Annotated in this window: 14 protein-coding genes; 5 read left to right on the forward strand and 9 right to left on the reverse strand. The window is 33.4% G+C overall.

Annotated elements, in window-relative coordinates:
* Window positions 1–46: 46 nt before the first annotated feature.
* On the reverse strand, window positions 47–1,993 hold the full coding sequence (locus JE46_RS16990) for a GDSL-type esterase/lipase family protein (protein WP_051872914.1): 1,947 nt from the start codon (window positions 1,991–1,993) through the stop codon (window positions 47–49).
* 82 nt (window positions 1,994–2,075) lie between these two features.
* Window positions 2,076–4,799, reverse strand: coding sequence for a pectinesterase family protein (locus tag JE46_RS16995; RefSeq protein WP_055726144.1), 2,724 nt, complete (start codon window positions 4,797–4,799; stop codon window positions 2,076–2,078).
* A 317-nt stretch (window positions 4,800–5,116) separates the two neighbouring features.
* Between JE46_RS16995 and JE46_RS17000 the strand changes: the two genes are divergently transcribed.
* The 3 genes from JE46_RS17000 (at window position 5,117) to JE46_RS17010 (ending at window position 15,152) form a co-directional block, all read left to right on the forward strand.
* A complete protein-coding gene (locus JE46_RS17000) occupies window positions 5,117–9,490 on the forward strand; it encodes a hybrid sensor histidine kinase/response regulator transcription factor (protein ID WP_031456478.1) in 4,374 nt (1,457 codons plus the stop codon).
* 469 nt (window positions 9,491–9,959) lie between these two features.
* On the forward strand, window positions 9,960–14,672 hold the full coding sequence (locus JE46_RS17005; RefSeq protein WP_051872916.1) for a PAS domain S-box protein: 4,713 nt from the start codon (window positions 9,960–9,962) through the stop codon (window positions 14,670–14,672).
* 39 nt (window positions 14,673–14,711) lie between these two features.
* On the forward strand, window positions 14,712–15,152 hold the full coding sequence (locus tag JE46_RS17010; RefSeq protein ID WP_031456480.1) for a response regulator: 441 nt from the start codon (window positions 14,712–14,714) through the stop codon (window positions 15,150–15,152).
* A 173-nt stretch (window positions 15,153–15,325) separates the two neighbouring features.
* Here the strand turns inward: JE46_RS17010 and JE46_RS17015 are convergent, their stop codons facing one another.
* Window positions 15,326–15,778, reverse strand: a complete 453-nt coding sequence (locus tag JE46_RS17015) for a hypothetical protein (protein ID WP_031456481.1) — start codon at window positions 15,776–15,778, stop codon at window positions 15,326–15,328.
* Between the two features lie 169 nt (window positions 15,779–15,947).
* The gene (locus JE46_RS17020; protein ID WP_031456482.1) at window positions 15,948–16,607 is read right to left on the reverse strand and encodes a hypothetical protein; all 660 of its coding nucleotides are present in this window, start codon (window positions 16,605–16,607) and stop codon (window positions 15,948–15,950) included.
* 302 nt (window positions 16,608–16,909) lie between these two features.
* Between JE46_RS17020 and JE46_RS17025 the strand changes: the two genes are divergently transcribed.
* Entirely contained in the window at window positions 16,910–17,104 is a 195-nt protein-coding gene (locus JE46_RS17025; RefSeq protein ID WP_031456483.1) for a hypothetical protein, read from the forward strand.
* A gap of 96 nt (window positions 17,105–17,200) precedes the next feature.
* Here JE46_RS17025 and JE46_RS17030 read toward each other — a convergent pair whose 3' ends face one another.
* Genes JE46_RS17030 through JE46_RS17050 form a run of 5 tightly spaced genes read right to left on the reverse strand, consistent with a single transcriptional unit; the run spans window position 17,201 to window position 22,166 of the window.
* A complete protein-coding gene (locus JE46_RS17030; protein WP_031456484.1) occupies window positions 17,201–17,806 on the reverse strand; it encodes a nucleotidyltransferase family protein in 606 nt (201 codons plus the stop codon).
* A 10-nt stretch (window positions 17,807–17,816) separates the two neighbouring features.
* Entirely contained in the window at window positions 17,817–18,824 is a 1,008-nt protein-coding gene (locus JE46_RS17035; protein WP_031456485.1) for an XdhC family protein, read from the reverse strand.
* A 57-nt stretch (window positions 18,825–18,881) separates the two neighbouring features.
* Window positions 18,882–21,044: a xanthine dehydrogenase family protein molybdopterin-binding subunit gene (locus JE46_RS17040; protein ID WP_031456486.1), complete on the reverse strand. Its 2,163-nt coding sequence runs from the start codon at window positions 21,042–21,044 to the stop codon at window positions 18,882–18,884.
* Window positions 21,045–21,070: 26 nt separating this feature from the next.
* Entirely contained in the window at window positions 21,071–21,685 is a 615-nt protein-coding gene (locus tag JE46_RS17045) for a hypothetical protein (RefSeq protein ID WP_031456487.1), read from the reverse strand.
* A gap of 13 nt (window positions 21,686–21,698) precedes the next feature.
* On the reverse strand, window positions 21,699–22,166 hold the full coding sequence (locus JE46_RS17050; protein ID WP_031456488.1) for a (2Fe-2S)-binding protein: 468 nt from the start codon (window positions 22,164–22,166) through the stop codon (window positions 21,699–21,701).
* Between the two features lie 260 nt (window positions 22,167–22,426).
* On the opposite strand from JE46_RS17050, the gene JE46_RS24080 reads away from it, so the two are divergent.
* On the forward strand, window positions 22,427–22,567 hold the full coding sequence (locus JE46_RS24080; RefSeq protein WP_157505939.1) for a hypothetical protein: 141 nt from the start codon (window positions 22,427–22,429) through the stop codon (window positions 22,565–22,567).
* The last annotated feature ends 97 nt before the right edge of the window (window positions 22,568–22,664 follow it).

Below are 22,664 nucleotides of genomic sequence, written 5' to 3' on the forward strand. Positions count from 1 at the left end.
AAGACCTGAATCTGGATTTTATTTAGATGTCGGGCATAAAATTTTTTTACTTTACTAAAAATTTTATTGTTTTTGTACCACTTTCAGATTCAACTTTACCAATATAAACACCTTTGGTTTTAGGCAATTCAACAAGAGATGAATTGTCATTAATAACGGATGATTTAAGTACTTGTTTTCCACTTATGTCATAAATTGTAAATTTACTATTTGATGGAGCATTTTCTATCCTGATAAAACCATCTTTTACAATCCATTTTAATTTGTCTTTCGAAAAATCATCGGTAGATAAGTTTGTGGCAGGAAGAGCTACTCCATGAATTTTAACATCTGCGAGGCAAAGTGTCTTTCCAGTCGATGCTGAGCTATACCAAGGATATACGCGCAGTTTTAAAGTTTTTCCATAAGGAATTTTAAGAACAGGTATTTTTGAAACGGCATACATGGTATTAGATGTCATACTTGTAAACTCACCTGCGACTGAAGTAGTAGAAAAATCATCTGTAGAATAAGAAATACGACATCTCATGCCATTTCCGCCTGCAGCGCCAACATACATACTTATTAAATCAATATTTAATTCTGTACCCTGAGCTGCTGAAATTCCAAACTGGATATAACGTGTAGATACTTCATCTATTTCTCCTGCAGGCCATGCACCACCATCAATTAGGTTTCTTTGTGTTTTTCTTGTGGTATAAGCATTACTATCTGCAGGCCATACAGTAGTAGTATTAGGTGCAGCATAGGATTGCACAGACATACCAGAATGGGTTTGATCAACAGCTGTAGCCGGTCCTTGTAAAATATAGCTGTTATTTGCAGTTAGTCCCCAAATTAGATTAACTTCAGTTCCTCCGGTCAATGTAATAAAATTAGCAGTTAACGGAACTGTTTTGGTAACACTTCCGTTTGTTACAGTAAGTGTGCCTGTTTTATTTCCTCCTACAGATTGAGTAGCTGAGATGTAAAATTTTGTAAATGCCAGATTTCCGCCTGTGTAATTCATATTGATAGAAGAACTAAAAGCATCTGTTTTGTTTGCAGCTATTAAAAATCCATTATCCACAGAAAGTGTAAAACTTCCTGCAGCAGGTGTAAGATCAAAACCGGTAATGCTAACTTCTTTTGTAAGTGTCTGACCTGTATAGGCGTTTCCAAAATCACATGCTGTTGGATTAATCAGTACATCTGTTGATGTGTTGATATAAGAAGCTAAAATATTTTGTTTTACCATTTCCTGAGCACATAATCTGGCAGTTAATGTTCCTAATAGTGCTGTTGGGTGGGTAGAATCTGCAGAAACATAAAGCTGAGCTGTACTTGCTGCATCTCCATACGATTCAACCAGTGTTTTTGTTAAGGTAGTCAAGTCGATAAGCTGTACTCCTTTTTCTGCTGCAACTTCTTTCATTGCATAGGTATAATCATAAGTATGGTCTGTTGCCGGAAGACTAAAATCAGGTCCCAAATCATGAAGTCCTTTGCGTGTAATAGCCCCGCCGCTAAAATATTTTCGACACAAAGAGGTTGCTAAAATTGGTGTAGCGTTCAAAGCCCGGGTTTCGTCAATATACTTTCTTAGGTAATCTTTATAAGTCGTTTGCGGGTTTGTTCCTCTGTAGTCTGTTCCGTTAATTGGATTTAGAGCATCCGTTCCTCCATCCAGACCACCATTTTTCTCATCGTTGTGGGCAAATTGAATGATGACATAATCCCCAGCTTTTATTTGTTGTTTTACAGTAGTCCAATAAGGAGCTTCCATATAAAAACTTTTACTGCTTGCACCATTTTTTGCACGATTATTAACAGTAACTCCTGCCGAAAAAAACTGTTGAAACATCATACCCCAGCCTCGTATATCTGAAGTACTTTCGTCGTAAGTAGCCATTGTAGAATCTCCAATGGTATGAAGTGTAATTTGTGCCTTTGCAGGAATGATGCTGCAAAACAATAAAGCAGCAATACATAATTTTGATAATAATGATTTCATTTTTTTGGTTTTTAATTCATTGTAATATGGTATATGAAAACATATACTTCGTGGTATTTATTTAAAAGAGAAAATTATGGAGTTACTTTTTATAAACCTTAGCAGCTCCTTGTTTACCATTAATTTTATAACGGACAATATAGATTCCTGATTTCAGGCTATTTAAATTTATTTCTGTAACAGATTTGGTATGATACACACGTTGTCCGTTAAGTGAGTAAACGTCCAGATTTTCAAGTACGCCATTTACTCTTAACATACCATATTCTAAAAAGACTTTTTCGTCTATACCTAAACTACTTGAGTTTACGGTAATTGATCCGGTACCTGTAAGTAAGCCCGGGTGTGTAGTCGAATTATATATTCCATCTGCAAGCTGAGTTCCGTTTAAAGTAAATTCCTTAACTGTAACTGCTGTGTTTAATACTGCCGAAGCTGATCCGGTTATATTCATATTTAAAACATTCCCTGCACATTTTGCATGATTAAAAATCGCTTTATTGGAAGCTGCCAAATTTATTGTTCCTTTTCCAAAGGCATTTTCAACGAATCCGTTAATTACTGATGAACCTCCTGCATTAACGGCGGCTAAAGTTAAATCCCAGGTTCCTGTAAAGTTGCTATTATCTCCTCCTAGCCTGGCAGTGGCAGTATTGGCAAAATCTCTAATGTTACGCACTATTATTTTGTTTGCACCAGAAAATGTTCCCGGTAAATCCATAACACTGCCTGCGACATTGTTGCTGCTCATCGTAAGAGAAATATCGCCTTCTAAAATAATTGGAGCGTTAAAATAGAAGCCTGTACCACTTGTTGCATAGGTAATAATGGTTCCCTGAGCCATTCTGACAGGGCCTAAACATTTTGAATCTTTTGTTTGTCTTAAACGAATAGTTCCACCCGTTTTCACATACATATCACCTTCAAATGTCAAAAGCGTGGTTTCAATTGTTATTCCACTGTTTACATTTACTTTTTCTCCCGCCTTTGGCAATAAAGCCGGAGAATATTTAGTTACATCATCCCAAAGTCCGCCCAGGAATGTAAACTCACTTGGTCTTCCTATAATTATTTTACCCGTTCCACTGATAGTTGCTGCATTAGTAGTGGCACTATAAATTCCGGCAGGCTGTAAAGAACCGTTTATATACCATTCGTTAATTGTTATGTCCTGATTAAGAACAATAGATGCTGATTCTTCGGTATATAATGCTGTTTTAACATCAACTGCATTACCAACATCTACGGTCAGTTTTCCATTCGTTTTTATTGTTATTTTTGGTGCTTTCCCTAATGAGTTTGAAACTTTAGCCTGTAAATCACCTTGTTCTATAATTAAATTGCCTGTATATCCGGAATTACTGCTGTTAAACTGGCATATTCCTGTGCCTGATTTAGTAATTTGATGAACTCCATTAAGGGCTGCAGTGATGTTTAGATTGCCTGAAACGTTTATATTTACCGCTCCTTTAGTTTTAATATTTCCAGATAACGATGCACTGGTGGAAGAAGATACTGTTGCCTGATTAAGCGTAAGCAAAGTTGCAGAACTATTGGCAGAAATAGCAATGATTGCACCATTAACCAAATTTAAATCTGCGGCGAAATTTCCTCCATTAGCATTTATTGTCCAATTTCCATCCACATTTGCAGCTTCTGAAGCGGCCGGCAATCCATCAGGATTCCAGTTGTTTGCTTCTGTCCATCCGTTATTAGCAGCGCCACCATCCCAATTATATACTGATACAGTTGGAGCTATAGCTGTAGGATCCCAATTATCAGAACCTGCCAAAACAATTTTAGGTTCGTATAAATTGGCTTCGGTCTGGTCAGTCATTGCTCTAAGTCCTGCCCAATTGGCTCGGCCACTCATATCTGCACCTGTACCTGTATTCATCCATTCGTATAAATGGAGTCTGGTGTCAGTATCAGAATAAGCCATATTCCATTTGTCACCCCATCCCAAAGGATCAATTTCGGCAGGCATTGTACAATAAAGCCAGGCTACTTTTGGGTATTCATGCCATGGCCGGCCAAATTTAATTTTCATTCCATCATCTCCTAATCTTGGGCTATTAGGCTGGTATGTTAAATTACACTTATAAAATACAAAGCCATATGTTTGTGTTGCTTCTGTCGAAGGGGCTGTTATCCATGCCCCACCATAACTTCTAATTTCGCATTCATTAAATACTCCAATTCCGCGACCATAGATATAATCTGTACGGCCTAAAATCATACAAGATTTAAAATAAGCACGTGAGGTTTCTGCTGTCCAAAAGTAGATTGTATCCTGATACGCGAGTATGTCACAATTGATAAATACATTCCGGTCTGCCTGCAGCGCTATGGCTTGTGCCTGACCAACAACTCCGGCAGTATTTCTAATTGTTATATTTTCTGCCTTAAAATCATTTGCCATAATAGTAAGTGTTGCAGCAGTTTTTACTAAATTGCTATTGCCTGACCATAGCGCTACCTTTGTATCCGGGCACAAACCATCGCCGCCATCGTTACAATTATAAATATCATAAGAGATAATAGTTTCTTCTCTGCTCTCTCCAATCAAAGTGATGTTGGTTTTATTGGCAGGAACTATGAGCTTCTCTTTGTCGTACAAGCCACGTTTTACATAAATAATTGTAGGTGTGCCTGCCGGAACTGCATCAAATGCGGCCTGTATAGAAGTGAAATCTCCTGTTCCATTTATATCTACTACTATATCAGGACTAAAATTTTGAGCTGTAGATGAATTAAAAAACAATAGCCCTACAATTAAGAGGACAAAAAAGTCGAGTTTTTTCATAAAAAAGTGGTTGGTTAGTAAAGTTGTTTAATTTGATAGACATTATTAAATCTTACAAATGAACAGCGTCAATATCTATTTTTGTTAAATTAAATTATGAATACAATATTTTAAATGCCAATTTTTTAATAATAATTCTATCTTGCGTCAAAAATATTTTAATAAAACAATAACGGCTTTTAAATTTTGGTCATTTACTTCTAATTTTTGGTCATTATGTATGTTTACACGGATTGCGATTGACTCATTCTGTTTTTAAGATTATTTTTAAACTCAAATAACACTTTACTACCAAAAACTAAAAACTATAATCGGTAATGAAAAAACTTCTATTGATTAAATTTTCAATTACATTTTTATTCATCATTTCAACAAATGAAATAGTGTCGCAGATAAAATGCAAAATAGAAAATTACTCTACAGAGGACGGACTTTCCCATGATGCCATTGCCTATACGATGAAGGATAAGGAAGGCTTTATGTGGTTCGCCACTTGGGATGGAATAAATAGATTTGATGGTAAAAGTTTCATTACTTACAAAGCAACTGCCGGCGATAATAGCAGCCTGAATAATAACCGTATTGCGTTAATCAAGGAAGATGCTTCCGGATATATATGGCTTAAGGCCTATGATCGTCAGATCTACAGATTCGACAAAAGCACCGAATCGTTTCTTTCTATCGCAAACATTTTAGGAACCACTAAAATTGATTTTGATAATGTTTTTCCAACCAGCAATGGTAATGTTTGGCTGACAACTATGAGTAAAGGTATTTTTCTGATACAAAAAAAATCAAGTAGTCAAATAAAAACCAGACATTTCTGGCAAAATAAAAAATCAAGTTTTTTATTGGCTTCAAATAATTTAAATTTTTTATTTAAAGACGCGGATAATTCTGTTTGGGTGGGTTCTGATAAGGGATTAGATCATATAACAACATCTAAAAGTGAGGAATACCAAACAAAAAATATAATAAAAAACAGTAATGTAAAATGTCTTATTATACCGGATAATAATGTTTGGTTTGGAACTGATGAAGGGGTACTGATTCGTTATGATAAAATTCGTAAAAGCTATTGGAAAACTGCTATCGCTAAAAAAAGTATAAATGCAATCATAAAATCAAAAACAGAAAATTTATTATTCCTAACTACTTCATCGGGTGAGTTAATTACATTTAATACTAAAACCTTAAAAATAGAATCAATTGATAAAATTTCAGATGCACCAATCTATAAAATTTATCAGGACAGTCGAGGTGTACTGTGGATTGAACCCAAGAAACATGGCGTTTTTATGGTTTATCCAAAAGAAAAAAGGAATCGTTTTTTTTCTCAGCAAACAGATGCGACTTTTCTTGACCTAAAACATAGTTTCGGTTTTTTTGAGGATAATTTTAACAGGGTCTGGATAAAATTAAAAGGGGGTGGATTTGGGTATTACAACGAGAAAAACAATACATTAGATTACTTTTTGAATAAACCAGGAGATGAAAATCAGAAATTTTCAAATATTGTTTCCAGTATGTATTTTGACCCTTCAGGAATTCTTTGGCTTAGTACGGACGACAGAAGTATTAATAAAATTATTTTTCAAAAAAACACTTTTGAACATCATCTTTTAGTTCCGGGCAGTAAAATTAAATCTGAAAATGAAATCAGAGCTGTTTTTGCAGATGAAGAGAATAGATTATGGCTTGCTTCAAAAGCAGGGAAAGTAAAAGTGTATCGGGGAAATGAGGAATTGAAAAATCCGTTTATCAATTATAAGACAGATGAAATTGGTCATATATACTCCATCATCGGAGATAGGAAAGGAAATATCTGGTTAGGAACAAAGGGAAATGGTCTGTTTAAAGCAACTCCTGCCAACAGACAACATTCTCAATATGTATTAAAGCAATTTAAAGCAGATCAAAATAATCCAAAAAGTATAAGCAGCAACCAAATCTATTCTATTTTAGAAGATAAAAAAGGCCGTATTTGGATAGCTACTTATGATAATGGAATCAATTTACTGGAAGAAAATCAGGGACAATTTAGTTTTATACATCAATTTAAAAATTATCCGGTTACAGAATTCAGCAAAGTAAGATACCTGGCAGAAGGTTATAAAGGCCAGATCTGGGTGGCCACAACAAATGGATTATTGACTTTTGACCCCGACAATTATAATCCGGATAAAATAAAATTTTCGAGATATAGAAAGATTTCCAGTGATAAATTTAGTCTGGGCAGCAATGATGTGTTATTTATTTTCAAGGATTCAGAAGATAAAATGTGGATTTCTACAGCCGGAGGCGGACTTAATCAGGCGATTGAAAAAGGAAATGATTTAAAATTTATAAATTTTGCAAAAAAAGATGGTTTACCCAGTGATTTTATTCTGAGTATGGCAGAAGATGATGATAAAAATTTATGGTTAGCGACTGAAAATGGCATTTCAAAATTCAATTTATTAAATCTGACCTTTAATAATTATGATTCCAATGACGGATTGCAAAAAACCGGATTTTCTGAGTCGGCAGGTTTAAAGCTGTCAAATGGCAATTTGATTTTTGGCTGTAGGAATGGATATTTAACTTTCAATCCAAAGAAAATAAAAAATCAAAAAAATACGGTAAAAATGGTTTTTACCAATTTTGAGATCAACAATAAAAATGCAAATGTAAAATCTCAGGAATTCCCTTTAAAAGCAGACATAAATTACTACAATGACATAGAGTTAGATTATACCAAAAACACAATTAGTATTTATTACACGGTTTTAGATTACAGATCAGGAAACAAACAATTGTATGCTTACCGTTTAAAAGGTTTGGATAATACGTGGCATGAAGTAAAGAATCAGAAAAAAGCAACTTTTACCAATTTACCGCCCGGAGATTACGAGTTCGAAGTAAAATGTTTAAGTACAGATTTATATACAAATATTCCTCAAAAGAATTTATCGTTTACGATTACTCCCCCATTTTGGAAAACCAATCTGGCTTATTTTTTATATACAGTTCTCTTCATTATTCTGCTGGAAATTTCAAGAAGAATAGTTTATTCAATGATTCAATTGCAAAACAAAGTTGTGGTTGAACAAAAAATGACCGAATTAAAACTGAGTTTTTTTACTAATATATCACATGAATTAAGGACTCCCCTAACCTTGATTGTGAACCCTATAAATGAGATTGCAAAAAATGAACAACTAAGCGATTTAGGAAGTGAATATATCGAAACAGCGCGAAAAAATTCTAATCGGTTAGTACGTTTTGTAAATCAGTTACTTGATTTTAGAAAAGTTCAGAGCGGCAATGAAGAACTCAATATTGAACCCATAGAATTGGTTTCATTTGTAAATGAAATCAATAGTTTGTTTTCTCAGGCAATCCGTGAAAAAAATATAAAAATTAAAACACTATCCAATTCTGAAACGCTTCCTGTAAATCTGGACAAAGAAAAAATGGATATTATCCTTTATAATTTATTATCTAATGCTGTTAAATTTTCCCCAAACGATAGTAATATCACGGTTGAACTTAAGGTTGAAAATAATCACATCTTAAAAATTAATGTCACAGATCAGGGAGCCGGAGTCGATGAAACTAAGCTTAAAGATATCTTTAAGCTTTATTATGAAACTGACACCGGCAATAATAAAATTGCAGGAACCGGGATTGGCTTAGCACTTTGTAAAGAATATGTTCATTTGCATCAGGGAACTATTTATGCCGTCAATAACCAAAACAAAGGTCTTACAGTATGCATAGAAATAGATTTAAACAAGCCCGTTTTTCAAAATAGCAATTACAAATTAGAGTTGTCAGAAGAAAAACAAAAAAAAATCTCCGCTTCTAACAAACAAAACAATGAAAGACAACTAGTTGAAAATAACTATAATGCTAAGCTTCCTGTGGTTCTTATAGTAGAAGACAACCCTGAATTGAGGTCTTTTCTAAAAAGTCAGTTACAGCCATATTATAGCATTTTAGAAGCCGAAAACGGAAACGAAGGCTTTGCAATAGCCACAAATAAACTTCCGGATTTAATTATCAGCGATATCATGATGCCAGAAATGGATGGTATTGAATTACTTGATGCTCTAAAAAATACCACAGAAACCAGTCATATTCCGGTTATTTTATTAACTGCTAAGTCATCTGTAGAAAGTAAGATTGAAGGTTTAAATTATGGAGCTGATTATTATATAACAAAACCTTTTGATACAGATTTTCTATTGGCTTCGATCGAAAATTTAATTAAATACAGAAAGAAAATATTTGAAAGTTTACAAACTGATTCAAAAACAATTATACTTGAACCAGGAGAAATAGTTATTACAACAAAAGATGAACAGTTTTTAAAAGATAGTATTGCTGTAGTAGAAAATGGTTTAACAGATTCAAAATTCAATATTGATATCATAGCAAAAACTATTAATATGTCAAGAGTAACTTTTAACCGAAAATTTAAGAGTCTCACGCAAATGACACCAGTAGAATTTGTCAGCGAAATGCGTCTAAAAAGAGCCAGACAATATCTGGATGCCGGTGAAACTGACATTGCAAACATTGCATATAAAGTTGGATTTAATGGCGCAGGGTATTTCAGCACCTGCTTTAAGGAGTTTTACAAGATATCTCCTTCTGAATATGTGAGACAAAACAATAGCATTACAAAAAGACATCTGGATAAATAACATACTCATCTCATAATCAAATAAGAAACAATCAGTCAATTAAAAAAGTTGTTTTTAATAAATAAAGAAGCCTCAAAGTCTAAAAATCTTCTTACCTTAACGTTAGGAATAATCTGAGTATTAAAAAATGCCATTTAAATTTGTCAAACAATGAAATGTGAAAGCATTTTTGTACCGTGTTGAAAAATTAGATACAACTTTTCTTATAATTATACTATTTAAACCTATTTAATTGTTAATGAGTGTTTTATAAAAATAATAATGACTAAAAAAAATTGGAATATAAAGATTTGGTATTAAATTTGCACCGCCAAAATGCAGATTTATTCGATAAAATGCATGAATTGTATTCCCGTAATTTTACTGTGATTTTAAAATTTCAATAAAATAACAATTAAGAAATAATATCATTTTGTATTCTAAATACTAACTGAGAATATATCGAATTCCCCCCCCAAAAAAAGCAAAGATGAATGTAAAAGAAAATGAAGGAGAATATCATAAACTACCTTTTTTGAATTCTAAAATAAAAATTACCATTACGACCGCAATTTTATATATTATCATTGCGAAAGCTTCCGGATTTTCATTTGTTCCTGAAATAAATATAGCTCCCTTTTTCCCTGCCGTCGGTTTTAGCATAGCCGCATTGATTATTTTAGGAAGAAAGGCGATATTTGGCGTACTATTGGGAAGTTTCATATTTTCGTTGTGGGCATTTCAACCCTATCTTCGAGGTACTGCAACTTTTGAGGAATTAGTTAAACCCTTGTCTTTTTGTGTTTTAAGACCGCTAATTATTGGATTAAATGCTATTGTTGTATCCCGTTTAACCCAGTTGTGGTGCAAAACTAAGTACCCTTTTGACAAAGGAATAAATGTATTATATTTCACTTTTGCTTGTCTGATTGGAGGTTTCATTAGTGTATCTCTTGGTATAGTTTCACTTGCAGTCACTCCCTATGTCAACATGAACAATTTCATGGCAATTTGGAGTAATCTGTTTAGATCTAATATTTTGGGAGCCATTCTGTTTACTCCTTTTGTGCTTTCCTGGCTATACAAAAAGGAACAAACAACGAAGTGGACTCTAAGTAAAAAAATAGAAGCTATTGTATTGACTTTACTTACAATTGCTACTTCAATATTTGTTTTTACGGGCAATGTACAAAATGAGTCTATTATCTTTTTTTTCCTTATGTGGGCTGCTTATCGATTTGACCTGAAAGCCATAACCTTCGTAGCTTTAATAGTAACTATCATTTCGTTATACTGTACATCCGTGTATTCGGATGAACCTGTCAATAATTATTGGATTCATAGCTATTTTATGTTGCAGCTATTTCTTTTTGTTAATTTAGTTTCCATAATGTTTCTATACGGCACCTTGGAAGAAAAACGTAACAAAACCAACAAATTAGGTGAAAGCGAGTATAAACTTAATATTGAAAAAAACATTTTGGAAGCTACTATCCAAAGCCCAAATGGCATCAGTATATTTACCTTGGATACTAACTTTAATTATATCAATTTTAACTCAATTCACAAAGATAATGTGAGAAACTTATACGGTTTTGAGATTGAAACAGGAGGTAATTTGTTTGAATATATTAAGGATCCTAAAGTACAAAAGGATGCCATGAAAATTTACCAATCTGTTCTAAACGGAAATATACATATAGAAGAGGATAAAGAAGAAAATCATCTTGGAGATTATTGGAATAACTTCATATCACCTATAATGGATAAAAACAGCACCATTATTGGGATAAGTACAATTTCTATCAATGCAACGAAACAGAAATTAAACGAAATAGAATTAGAAAAAAATAACCGTATTTTAAACGGACGGATAAAAGAGATAACATGTTTGCAGAATATTTTCGAAATTAACAGCAATAATGCACTTTCAATTACTGATATCATTGCCAGCTGTGTAAAAATAATTCCGGAAGCATTTCAATTTCCGGAAACTACCAATTGCAGAATCATTATACCGGAACATGAATACACTGCCAAAGACAAAAAAACATATTGGAATGTCCGGAAAAATATAATACTAAACAAAGAAGAATATGGTACTCTGGAAATAGGCTGCTGCAAAGAAAAAGAGTGTGTTGACAGTTATTTACCGGAAGAAATGGATTTATTAGGAGCCATTGCTAATATTTTATCGAAATCATTTGAAAATCATTTTGCCGAAGAAAATCTAAAAATAAGCGAAGAAAAATTCCGATCATTTTTTGAGAACATTATGGATGTATATTTTATGTCTACTCTTGAAGGTGATCTTTATGAAGTTAGTCCCTCTATTTACGATTATCTGGGCTATACAAGAACAGAAATGCTCTCCATAAATATGGGAGATTTATATGTTTATCCGGGTGACAGAAAAAAATTGAAACAAGAACTACTCGCAAATGGCGAAGTGAAAGATTATGAGATTGAGTTGATGAAAAAAAATGGACAGGTTAGTTCTTTTGCGATGACTGCAAAAATAATTTCAAAAGGAAAAGAAAAGATATCCCATTTTGAAGGTTCTGTACGCTGTCTTGATGAATGGAAAGAAAATCAATTATTAATTAGAGAACAGCATCGAAAAATAATAAAAAGTGAACAGGACTTCCGTATCCTGTTTGAAAATGTTCAGGATGTTTTTTTTAAAACTGATTTAAAAACGGACACAATATTAGATGTAAGCCCCTCATGCAGCTATTTCAACGGCATTACAAGAGAAGAGCTTATTGGGCAATCGATCTATAATATATATCCGGATATTGAACAATTAAAACAAATGTCAGAAATAATAGTTTCTGGGCGTGAGATTAATGATTATAACAATGAAATAATTATAAAAAATCAGCATTATTATGTATCTATTAATGCTAAATTAATTTGTGATGCAAAGGGCAAACCTGAATATTTAGTAGGAGCTTTGAGAAACATTACAGAACGAAGAGTAGCTGAAGAAAATCTAAAAATAAGCGAAGAAAACTATCGTATAATTTTTGAGAGTGTTCAGGATGTATTTTTCAAAACAGATTTGAAAACCAAAACGATATTGGATGTAAGTCCATCATGCAGGTATTTCAATGGTATTACCAGAGAAGAACTGATTGGACAAAAAATGTCAATCATATATAATAACAAGCCTCAAATGCGATTGATGTTTAATGAGGTGGCTACGGAACGAAAAATTATTGATTTTAACAATGAAATAATAATAAAAGGAAAATTATTTTATGTCTCAATTAGTGCTAAAATCATTTATGATGAGAATGATGAACCTGAATTTGCAGTAGGATCTATAAGAGATATTACAGAGCGTAGACTGGCCGAAGAAAATCTAAAATTGAGCGAAGAGAAATTCAGATCTATCTATGAAAGTTTTGAAGATATTTATTTCAAAAGGGATTTACAAGGTATTATTTTAGAAATAAGTCCATCAGTAGAAAAATATTTCGATTTGAGTCGGGAATCAGTAATCAGTAAAAACTATAATGATTTTTGTTATGATCGCACTGATGCGAACAAATTTTATCAAACCCTTATTAAAGAAAAAGAAGTCAATGATTTTGAACAACGTTTTGTAACGTCTAAGGGAGAAATTTTGTACTTTTCAATAAATGCCAAGTTACGATACAATGATGAGGGGCAACCTGCCTTTGTAGAAGGAACTATGCGTAATGTTAATGAAAGAAAAAAAACCGAATTGGAAATAGCATTAGCCAATGAAAAAATTAAGGAAAGCGAAAAAAAATACAGAACTATTTTTGAGAGTGTCAATGATGTGTTTTTTAGAGCATCTGTAAAAGATCAGAAAATAATTGACATTAGCCCTTCTTGTTCCTATTTTAATATCAAAGAAGAAGAAGTTATTGGCAGTAATTTTGGGGATTTTTATCATAATCTTGATGATAGACTATATATACTGGAAGAACTTAATAGTGTTGGAGAAATAAAGAATTATAATGTAGAAATAGTAGTGCATTCTAAATTGTATACTGTTTCAATCAATGCAAGAATTATTTATGACGAAAATAACGTACCTGAGTACATTGTTGGTTCTATCCGTGATATAACTGATAAAATTGAAGCAAAAGAAAATCTAAAAGTCAGCGAGGAAAAATTCCGATCCATTTATGAAAATTTCCAGGATATCTATATGAAAACGACTATTGACGGAATTCTGCTTGATGTGAGCCCATCGTTTGAAAAGAATTTTCAGATTCCTCGCTCGGAATTTATGGGTACTTCGGTTTTTGATTATTATCCAAACAAAAAAAATAAAGAATTATTATTAAAAAAATTAAGAACACAGGGCCATATTTCTGATTTTGATGTACAGTTATATGATTCTTCAGGAAATCCTGTATATTTCTCCATAAATGCACATCTTTTATATGATGAACAAGGGGTTCCGGTAAACATTGAAGGAACATTGAGAAATATTAATGAACGAAGACACATGCAGGATGAGATGCTTACCAAAAACAGAAAATTAGAATTTCAAAATACCGAGCTGGAGCAATTCGCCTATATCGCATCCCATGATTTACAAGAGCCGTTAATCACTGTGAGTCACTGTTCAGAATTATTAGAAGAAGAATTAGCAGGAAAACTGGATGAAGACCAACAACATTATTTAACTTTTATTCGTAGTTCCACTTCCCGTATGCAGCTATTAGTAAAAGGACTTTTAGACTATTCCAGAATTGGAAAAGAAAGAAAAACAAGTATAATAGATTGCAACACAATTGTATCGGAAGTAGTTTTGGATATGAAAAGCAGTATAGACGAAAGTAATGCAATAATAGAATATGAAAACTTACCTAAAATTGAAGCCAATGCTACCGAAATGAGGCAGTTATTTCAAAATATGATCAGCAACGCTATTAAATTCAGAAAAAGAGAATTCAGCCCAAAAGTAAAAATAACAGCAGTAATGGAAGACAAAAAATGGGTGTTTTCTGTAACTGACAATGGTATCGGAATCAAAAAAGAAGATACCGATAAAGTTTTTGTGATTTTCAAAAGATTGCATAATCGTAATGAATATCAGGGAACAGGTATAGGTTTGTCACATTGTAAAAAAATCATTGAACAGCATAATGGAAGGATTTGGGTAGAATCAAAATACAATGAAGGAAGTACTTTTAAATGGACATTGCCGTTAAACTAATAATATATATAAAGGTGAGAACAATCTAGTGATTAAAAAATGAAAAATAAATTGAGCTGCGTTCTATTAATAGATGATGACTTTGCCACAAATTTTATTAATAAAAAAATCGTCCAGAAGGCAAATATAACAGAGCATATTCAGGTAGCATTAAACGGAAAGGAAGCTATTGACTATTTGTGCAATAAAGGAAAATTTGAATCTCAGGAAACAATAAATCCACAACCTCAATTAGTTTTTTTGGATATTAATATGCCGGTAATGGATGGTTGGGAATTTATTAAAAGCTATAAAAATTTAGTATCTGATGAAAGAAAAAAAGAAATTAGAATAATAATGCTTACCAGCTCATTTAATCCGGCGGACAAGGCTAAAGCTGATACTATAGAAGAGATAGCAGATTACAGACAAAAAACTTTAAACGTCGCAATGCTCCATGAAGTTATAAAAAAGCACTTTCCAAATCAATCAGAAGAATAAAAAAGTCGTTGGAGAAGTTTTTTAAATTTAACATATAAAAAAAGCCCAATTTCATAAAAAATGAAATGGGCAATTTATAAATTATTCAAATCAATTCTAATGAATTGGTTTGGTTAGTATTTTAGATTTTTAAAGTATTAACCTATCTGAAATACAGAGAGGTTAAATCTATCTTACATTTCGTTCAAGTCATTGAACTCGTGTAATGATTTCAATGTACCTTCATAAAATAAAATTGCAGCGATTAGATTTACCTTGTCTGAATAAGGCATCATTTTTCTCTGAAATTCTACTGTTGTATCTAAGAATGTTGTTGTACCAACTGCTTGGTTATCTAAGGTTTTCTTGTGTTCACTATCGTCTGGAATACCTAAGTCAGACATAGTAACACCTGGTTTTGTAACTAATGCAATGTAAGGAAGCGTTTTTACTAAAACTTTAATACGCTCAATGTATAACTCCAAAAGTTCTCCTTTTTGCATACCGCTCAATTCTTTTTGATCATGGTATTTACGGATTAGAGCTGTTGTACTGATAATACTTCTTGGAGCATTTTTTGCCTGTGCTGAAATAGCACCAGTCGTCAAGAAAAATAGGATACTTAGTAAAATAATTTTGCTCTTCATTTTATGAATCTAATTGGTTGTTAATGAAAACAAAAGTATATAAATTAACTTTAATTGCAACTTTATTGTTTTCTTTTTTTTCTTTTTTTTGAAATTAGTATAGTATTTGTTTCTAAAGTATTGTGTAGTAATGAATTGTATTCAGTAAAAGAAATCTATATATCTGTTATTAAAGGTTATTTTTTATTTCTTCATCCGGATTGATTATTCTAAAACGGCCAGGATACTTTTCCCATATACTTTTTTTGTTGCCATAATAATCCATAAATTCTTCGCAAACAAAAACGGCATGGGCTGTTGACCATGCTACAACACCACAAAATTCACTTCCGGACTGGCGCTTTAATTTTTGTACCTGTTTCCCTATTTCGAAACCTAAATATTTATAAATTGTTGGAGTGTACACTTCACCGTCTTCTAAATCTTCTAATGCTTTATCAAAAGTTGTTTCTTTATCAATAATTTGTTTGTATTTTGCCATTACAGCATATGTCAATATTGCATAGTCTATAATTTTTTCACTTTCGCAATTGTTTTTGATAAATACAAAACCAGCTGATTCTTTGGCTTTGCTTATTTCATCATTTTTTAGATGAAATGACGCATTATTTTTTAGGGTTATTTTTTTTAAACTATCATTTATTATTTCTGTTACATACAAGTTGTCTAATCCATAAATGTTCAAAGAAGCTTTTATAAAAGCAATCGATGAGCAATTTGTGCGTTCACCTTGTTTAAAGCTTTCGAATATTTTATCTGAACTCAATTGAGAGTAAGAATTTGAATAGACAAAGATTAAAAATAAAAATATTGAGGTAACAGCTTTCATTGACATTAATTTATAATTCTTTTCCAGGTAATTTTTGGAAAACAGACTTTACAAATCTATAAAAATCAACCCATATTTGTTTTTTTACGTTTAACTTTTATAATAAAAATGTACAGATTGATCAAAAATAAATCGTAAGAATAGATTATAGAGCATTAAAGGAAAGTTCTCATAATAATATTTATTTAAATTTTCCTACTAAATCAAATTAGTATAGTAATATTATATAATTTTCATAAATTATTTTGTAAGTTTTTATTTAATAGTTCAGGTAATTTTAATTAAATTTAAAACGATATATTATGAATACGAATAATCAAAATCCGAAAAGCACTAAAAAAAGTGGTTCTGATACCCGAAGTGATATGAGAAAACATCAATATAAAGATCATGATGAAGTTTTAACAAACGATAAAAATTATGATGTTGATACTCATAAATTTAAAAAAGAAGAACCTGATTTCGATGATAAATTGAATAATCAGGAGAAAAAATAAAAAATAAAAACGTTTCGATCCATAATCCGAAACGTTTTTTATTTACATATCTCTTAACCTATTTAAGGCTTGCCTTTAACAAATCACAAAATAAAATTATTCTGTTTTATTCATTATTTTATGAAGTGCATGATAAGATTCAAACGTATCAATATCTATTATATCATCTTTAGTCTCAACCTCTCTGACCTGACTTTTATTTTTCTTGATAATTTCTTTTGCTCCTTCATCACCAGATAATAGCATAAGTTCCGGAAAATATTTTCCCGGAAATAGAACCGGAACACCTTTATAATCCTCTTTTGCGGTAATAATAATCACTTCTTCCTCTTTTTGATGAAGTTTCAGCATTGTGTTTAAATGAATATGGCCAATAAAAGGCTGATCGGCTAGTACAAATAACACAGCGTTTACATCAGTATATTTTTGATTTATTTCTTCAACTGCAAGTGTTATAGAACTGCCCAAGCCCTTTTGCCAGTTTTCATTAATAAGTACATTGGTTTTAGAAAAGTTTATTTTTTCTATAATTTCATTTTGATACGCCCCCAGAACAGCAAAAAAAAGATCGGCATCCGTTAACAAAACATTTCTAATGATACTGCCCAATAAAGTTGAATTTCCCCATGGCAATAGTTGTTTTGATTTTCCCATTCTTTTGGCATTTCCTGCTGCTAATACCACTATGGCTGTCTGACTCATCAATTATGATTTAGGAATGAATAGCACTATTTTTATATTTTAAAGATATTGGCTCTTCTTTCCGTACAACAGATAGTATCTCAGCAATAATACTAATGGCAATTTCCTGAGGAGTTTCTGCTCCAATACTAATACCCGATGGACCATAAGTAACATCCAGAAGGTTTTCATTATAAGAATCAGTAAATTCAAAAAAATCGTTTAATATTTGATTTCGTCTTTTAACCGGACCAAGAAGCCCAAGATATGCCGGCTGTGTATTTTTTAATCCTGTAAGAAACTTTAAATCGGTTGAGTAACTGTGAGTCATTAACATAACAGCCGTTTCACTGTCAATAGAAAGAGAATCAATTTCTTCCGGCAGCAGATGTAAAACCTGATTTGCACCCGGAAAATTAGCAATCGTTTTAGGATCTTTTAAGGATGCCACTATTGTAATTTGCCAGCCCGTTAAAGAGGCAAATTGACATAATTGAACTGCATCATGTTCTGATCCAATGATAATTAAATGAAAGCGTGGTTGAAGAATTTGTGTGTAAGCCAGTAATGTTTTATCTAATTGGATATTGGAAAAAGCAAAGTTTCTTCCTTCAAAATGAAATTCGGAACCCAAACCGGGTTGAATTCCCTCTGTTTTAGTATAAAAAGATTCAATTTGCAGAGTTTGCCTTTTTTTTACAACGGTCTCTAAAGCATCCAACACAGCTGCATCAGGAGAAAAAAGTTCCAAAAGAATATACAGAATACCTTCGCATCCCAATCTATATCTTCCATCATAAATCATAATCTTAGCTTTATTATCCAAAAATACTGATTGAGATTGTTTGAGAATTTCATTTTCAACACAGCCACCGCTTACAGCTCCAACCATTGTATCATTTTCAAAAATAAGCATACGGACACCCGGCCTTCTGTACGAGGAACCTTCAATAGAGACAACTGTAGCTATAACACTTTTGAGTCCAATTGTCTGGGCTAAAATGTACGATTCTTTTAACTTTAATAATTCATGGATCATACTTTAATCCTTTTTTGAAATAATTTTTCCCTCAGCATTTGAATATTTACTAATTGATTAAACAGTTCCAAGACTAAAAGGCAAATTTCTGATTCTTTTTCCGGTCAAATCAAATATGGCATTGGTTAATGCCGGGGCAAAAGGAGGCAGTGCCGGTTCTCCCACTCCACCCGCATCTTCCTCATTATCTATGATGTGTACTTCGATTAAAGGGATTTCATTAATACGGGGCATTGGATAATCATAAAAGTTATGCTGCTCAACAATATTTTCTTTAAAGGTAATCTGATGAGTAGTTGCCGCACCCAGCCCCATGACAATAGAGCCTTCAACCTGTGCATGAATAATATCCGGATTTACATACCAGCCACAATCCATGACAGCCCAGACTTTATCTATTTTTACACCGCCAGCAGGATTTTTGGAAACTTTTACAACCTGCCCTACTGTGGAGTTGAAACATTCTGTAATAGCGACTCCATATCCTTCATTTTTTTTACGGTTTTTCCAGCCTGAAACTTCTTCCAATTTATCAATTAATTTTTGGCAACGCTCTTCCTGTAAATGCTCGCGGCGAAAAGTTAATGGATCTTTTCTTGCTTCATGAGCCATTTCATCAATGAAACTTTCATAGGCAAATCCGTTTGTAGAAGCATATACGGATCTCCAGAAACTGGTCGGAATACTTGTTTCAAAGAGAACATCTGAAATGCTTACGTTTTTAATACTTTCATAATAAGGTTTTAAGAATCCTTCGCTGGTACTTCCATTTGGTTTGTTCTTTGGTGCTCCGCTCCAGTGACCATTATTTTGGCCTGCCATCCTGAATTTCAATGCATCAATTTTTCCATTAGAAATAGTTCCTTCACAGCGGTAAGAAATTCCCGGACGAAATGGCCCTAATGTAGCATCATCTTCACGCGTCCAGACAATCTGAACCGGACCGCCAATTTCCTTTGAAACTGCGACAGCCTCATACGGATAATCGTTCATGGCTTTACGTCCGAACCCCCCGCCCAGAAAAGTCATATTTACAATCACTTTCTCTTTATCTATTCCAAACTTTTTGCTTATGTAATCCTGAACCCAGCCAGGTGCTTGTATTGGTCCCCAAATTTCAACCGAATCGCCCTTGTGATGGGCAATGCAATTTATGGGCTCCATTGCGGCGTGTGACTGATAAGGGGTTTGATAGATTACGTCTAATTTCTTATCTGTTTTTGATAATATTTCTGTTGGATTTCCCTGCGTTTTTAGCGACATTCCTTCTTCTGTTTTTAGAAGATTGTTTTGGGTTTCGAATATCTCAGGCGTACTCCAGTGTTTAAAACCGCTGCTGTCCCACTCTACTTTTAATTGTTTTCTGCCCTCAAGAGCTGCCCAGGTTGAAGTAGCAACAACGGCAACACCTTCACGCATGTGCTCATAATATCCCATTTTAACCTTAAAAACGCGTTTCACACCCGGAATTTTTAATGCTGCAGTTGCATCAAAACTTTTAACTTTTCCAAAATAACGTGGATCGCGTTCTACCGAAGCAAAGAGCATTCCCGGAATTCTCGTATCAAGTCCAAAAATTAACTCACCATTGGTTTTAAGCGGTGTGTCAATTCTTTTAAGTGGCTTTCTAATTAATTTATATTCAGATATTTTCTTCAGCTTTGGTTCTTTTGGAGTTTCCAGTTTTGAGGCTGCTTCAGCAAGTTCTCCATAATGTAATTTTTTCCCTGATGGTTTGTGAATTACGTGTCCGGATTCGGCATAACAATCGGTTACGGGAACATTCCATTTTGTTGCTGCGGCCGTAATAAGCATTTCACGTGCTGCAGCACTTAATTTAAGCAGTTTTTTATAAGCAGAACGAATAGTTGAACTTCCTCCGGTAATTTGTCCTCCATATTTTTTTTCATTACCAATGGCAAAGATGACGTTGATATCTTTCATATCAACTTCGAGTTCTTCGGCTACAATTTGCGGTACCGACTGATAGGAACCCTGCCCCATTTCTGCCCTGTGGTTTACAATAGTCACTTTTCCTGACGGATTGATAATAATCCAGGGGCATAATTCGATTTCTGAATCATTTAGTTCAGAAGGATGTACAACCACCGGCGCGCCATTTGCAGGAAAGTAAAAACCAAGGCAAAGTGCAGCACCACCTAATCCGGTAAGTTTCAGGAAATTTCGTCTTGTAGTATCTATGTTGTTATTTTGAGTCATCGGATAATCATTAAATTAAGGCAATACTATTTTGCAGGAGCATACGCACCCGTTTGCAGCCACGTAATCCAGGCTTTTTTAAACTGTGCATGTGTTAAAGGCGGAACCGTTCTTCCTTTTCCCATGTTCCATCCCGCTTTTACCAAACCATCATCTGCATGCGCTATAAGTTTTTGCAGATCCTTATGTCCGTTAAGTTGTGGATTTACCAATTGTTTAGCGAGTTCGTGAGCCGTTTTTCCTTCAAATACCATTTTCATATCAGCAGGGGGTAAATGCCAGTCGGGATTTCCCGGTGGTGTGTGGATTCCGGGGCTGTTTGAGGATTGATGGCAGTTAGCGCATTTCATTGCATACACCCCTTTTCCGTCTTTGCCTCGTTTGGGCTGCATGCTGTGGATAACGCTATTATCTCCCTGAAGCGGAATATCTCCTTTTGGATGGCAATTGACACAACGCGGACTCATCAAAACTTTATATACTTGTTTAAATGCTGCTACGGATGCGACGCTGTCTTTTTTTATCGGTACGATGGAAATATATTCTTTTTCTACAATCCGATTATTAGAAACAGTGAATGCCAGCCCAATGCCTGAAGCTAATAGTATGGCTATCAATATAAATTTAATTTTTGTTGACATAGTTCTTTATCTATCAGATTTTATTTTTCTCCTGCATTTGTGAAGCCAAATGTATCGCTTTACGTATTCGTGGATAAGTACCGCATCTGCAAATGTTTCCGGCCATGGCATCGTCTATATCCTGATCTGTCGGATTTGGATTTTCCCGAAGAAGTACCGCTGCTGACATGATTTGTCCTGAATGGCAATACCCGCATTGAGGCACGTCGATTTCCTGCCAGGCTTTTTGCGCCGGATGATCGTTATTTTTAGATAATCCTTCAATAGTTACTACATTTTTACCTTTTGCACGACTCATTTTGGTCACACAGGAGCGAACTGCTTCACCATCCAGATGCACTACACAGGCTCCGCATTGTGCGACACCACAGCCAAATTTTGTTCCGGTTAGCCCCAAAGTATCTCGAATTGCCCAAAGGAGCGGCATATCCGGACTGACATCCAGATTCTCGGTTTTGCCGTTTACAGTTAGTTGTATCATAATATAGTCTTATTTTTAAGATTAACAATTACCCGATTTTTAAGCAGGCAATTTTCGTTTCCTAATTTACAAAAAAAATAAAAACGACTGAATGTGGATTACTATTTGGCATTGTTCTAAAAAAGTTAAAAAAAAAATTACTTTATATAAACTATTATTTTATTATAATTGTCTGATAATAATATAATTAAATATTGTAAAAGTATAAATTTTTGATTGTCATCAGTTTTAGATTTGTAAAACAACTTAAAAATCGGGCTATGAACATTTCACATCATAAATCCAACGTAGAGGAAAGCGCCAGAACATCTGCTAAAAAAACGGACAGCAAGTCGACTTCATCAAGAGCCAATGAAAAATCAAGCATTGAAACGCGAAAATCTGTACAGATTAAAAAATAATTTAGAAAGAAATGATACTAAATTTGCATATATGACCAATCGGTCATATATTTGCATTGTAATTCTTCTAAAATAGAACAAAGAAAGAACAACCATC

It is taken from the genome of Flavobacterium chungangense LMG 26729, from assembly GCF_000735715.2.
Classification (GTDB): Bacteria; Bacteroidota; Bacteroidia; order Flavobacteriales; family Flavobacteriaceae; genus Flavobacterium; species Flavobacterium chungangense.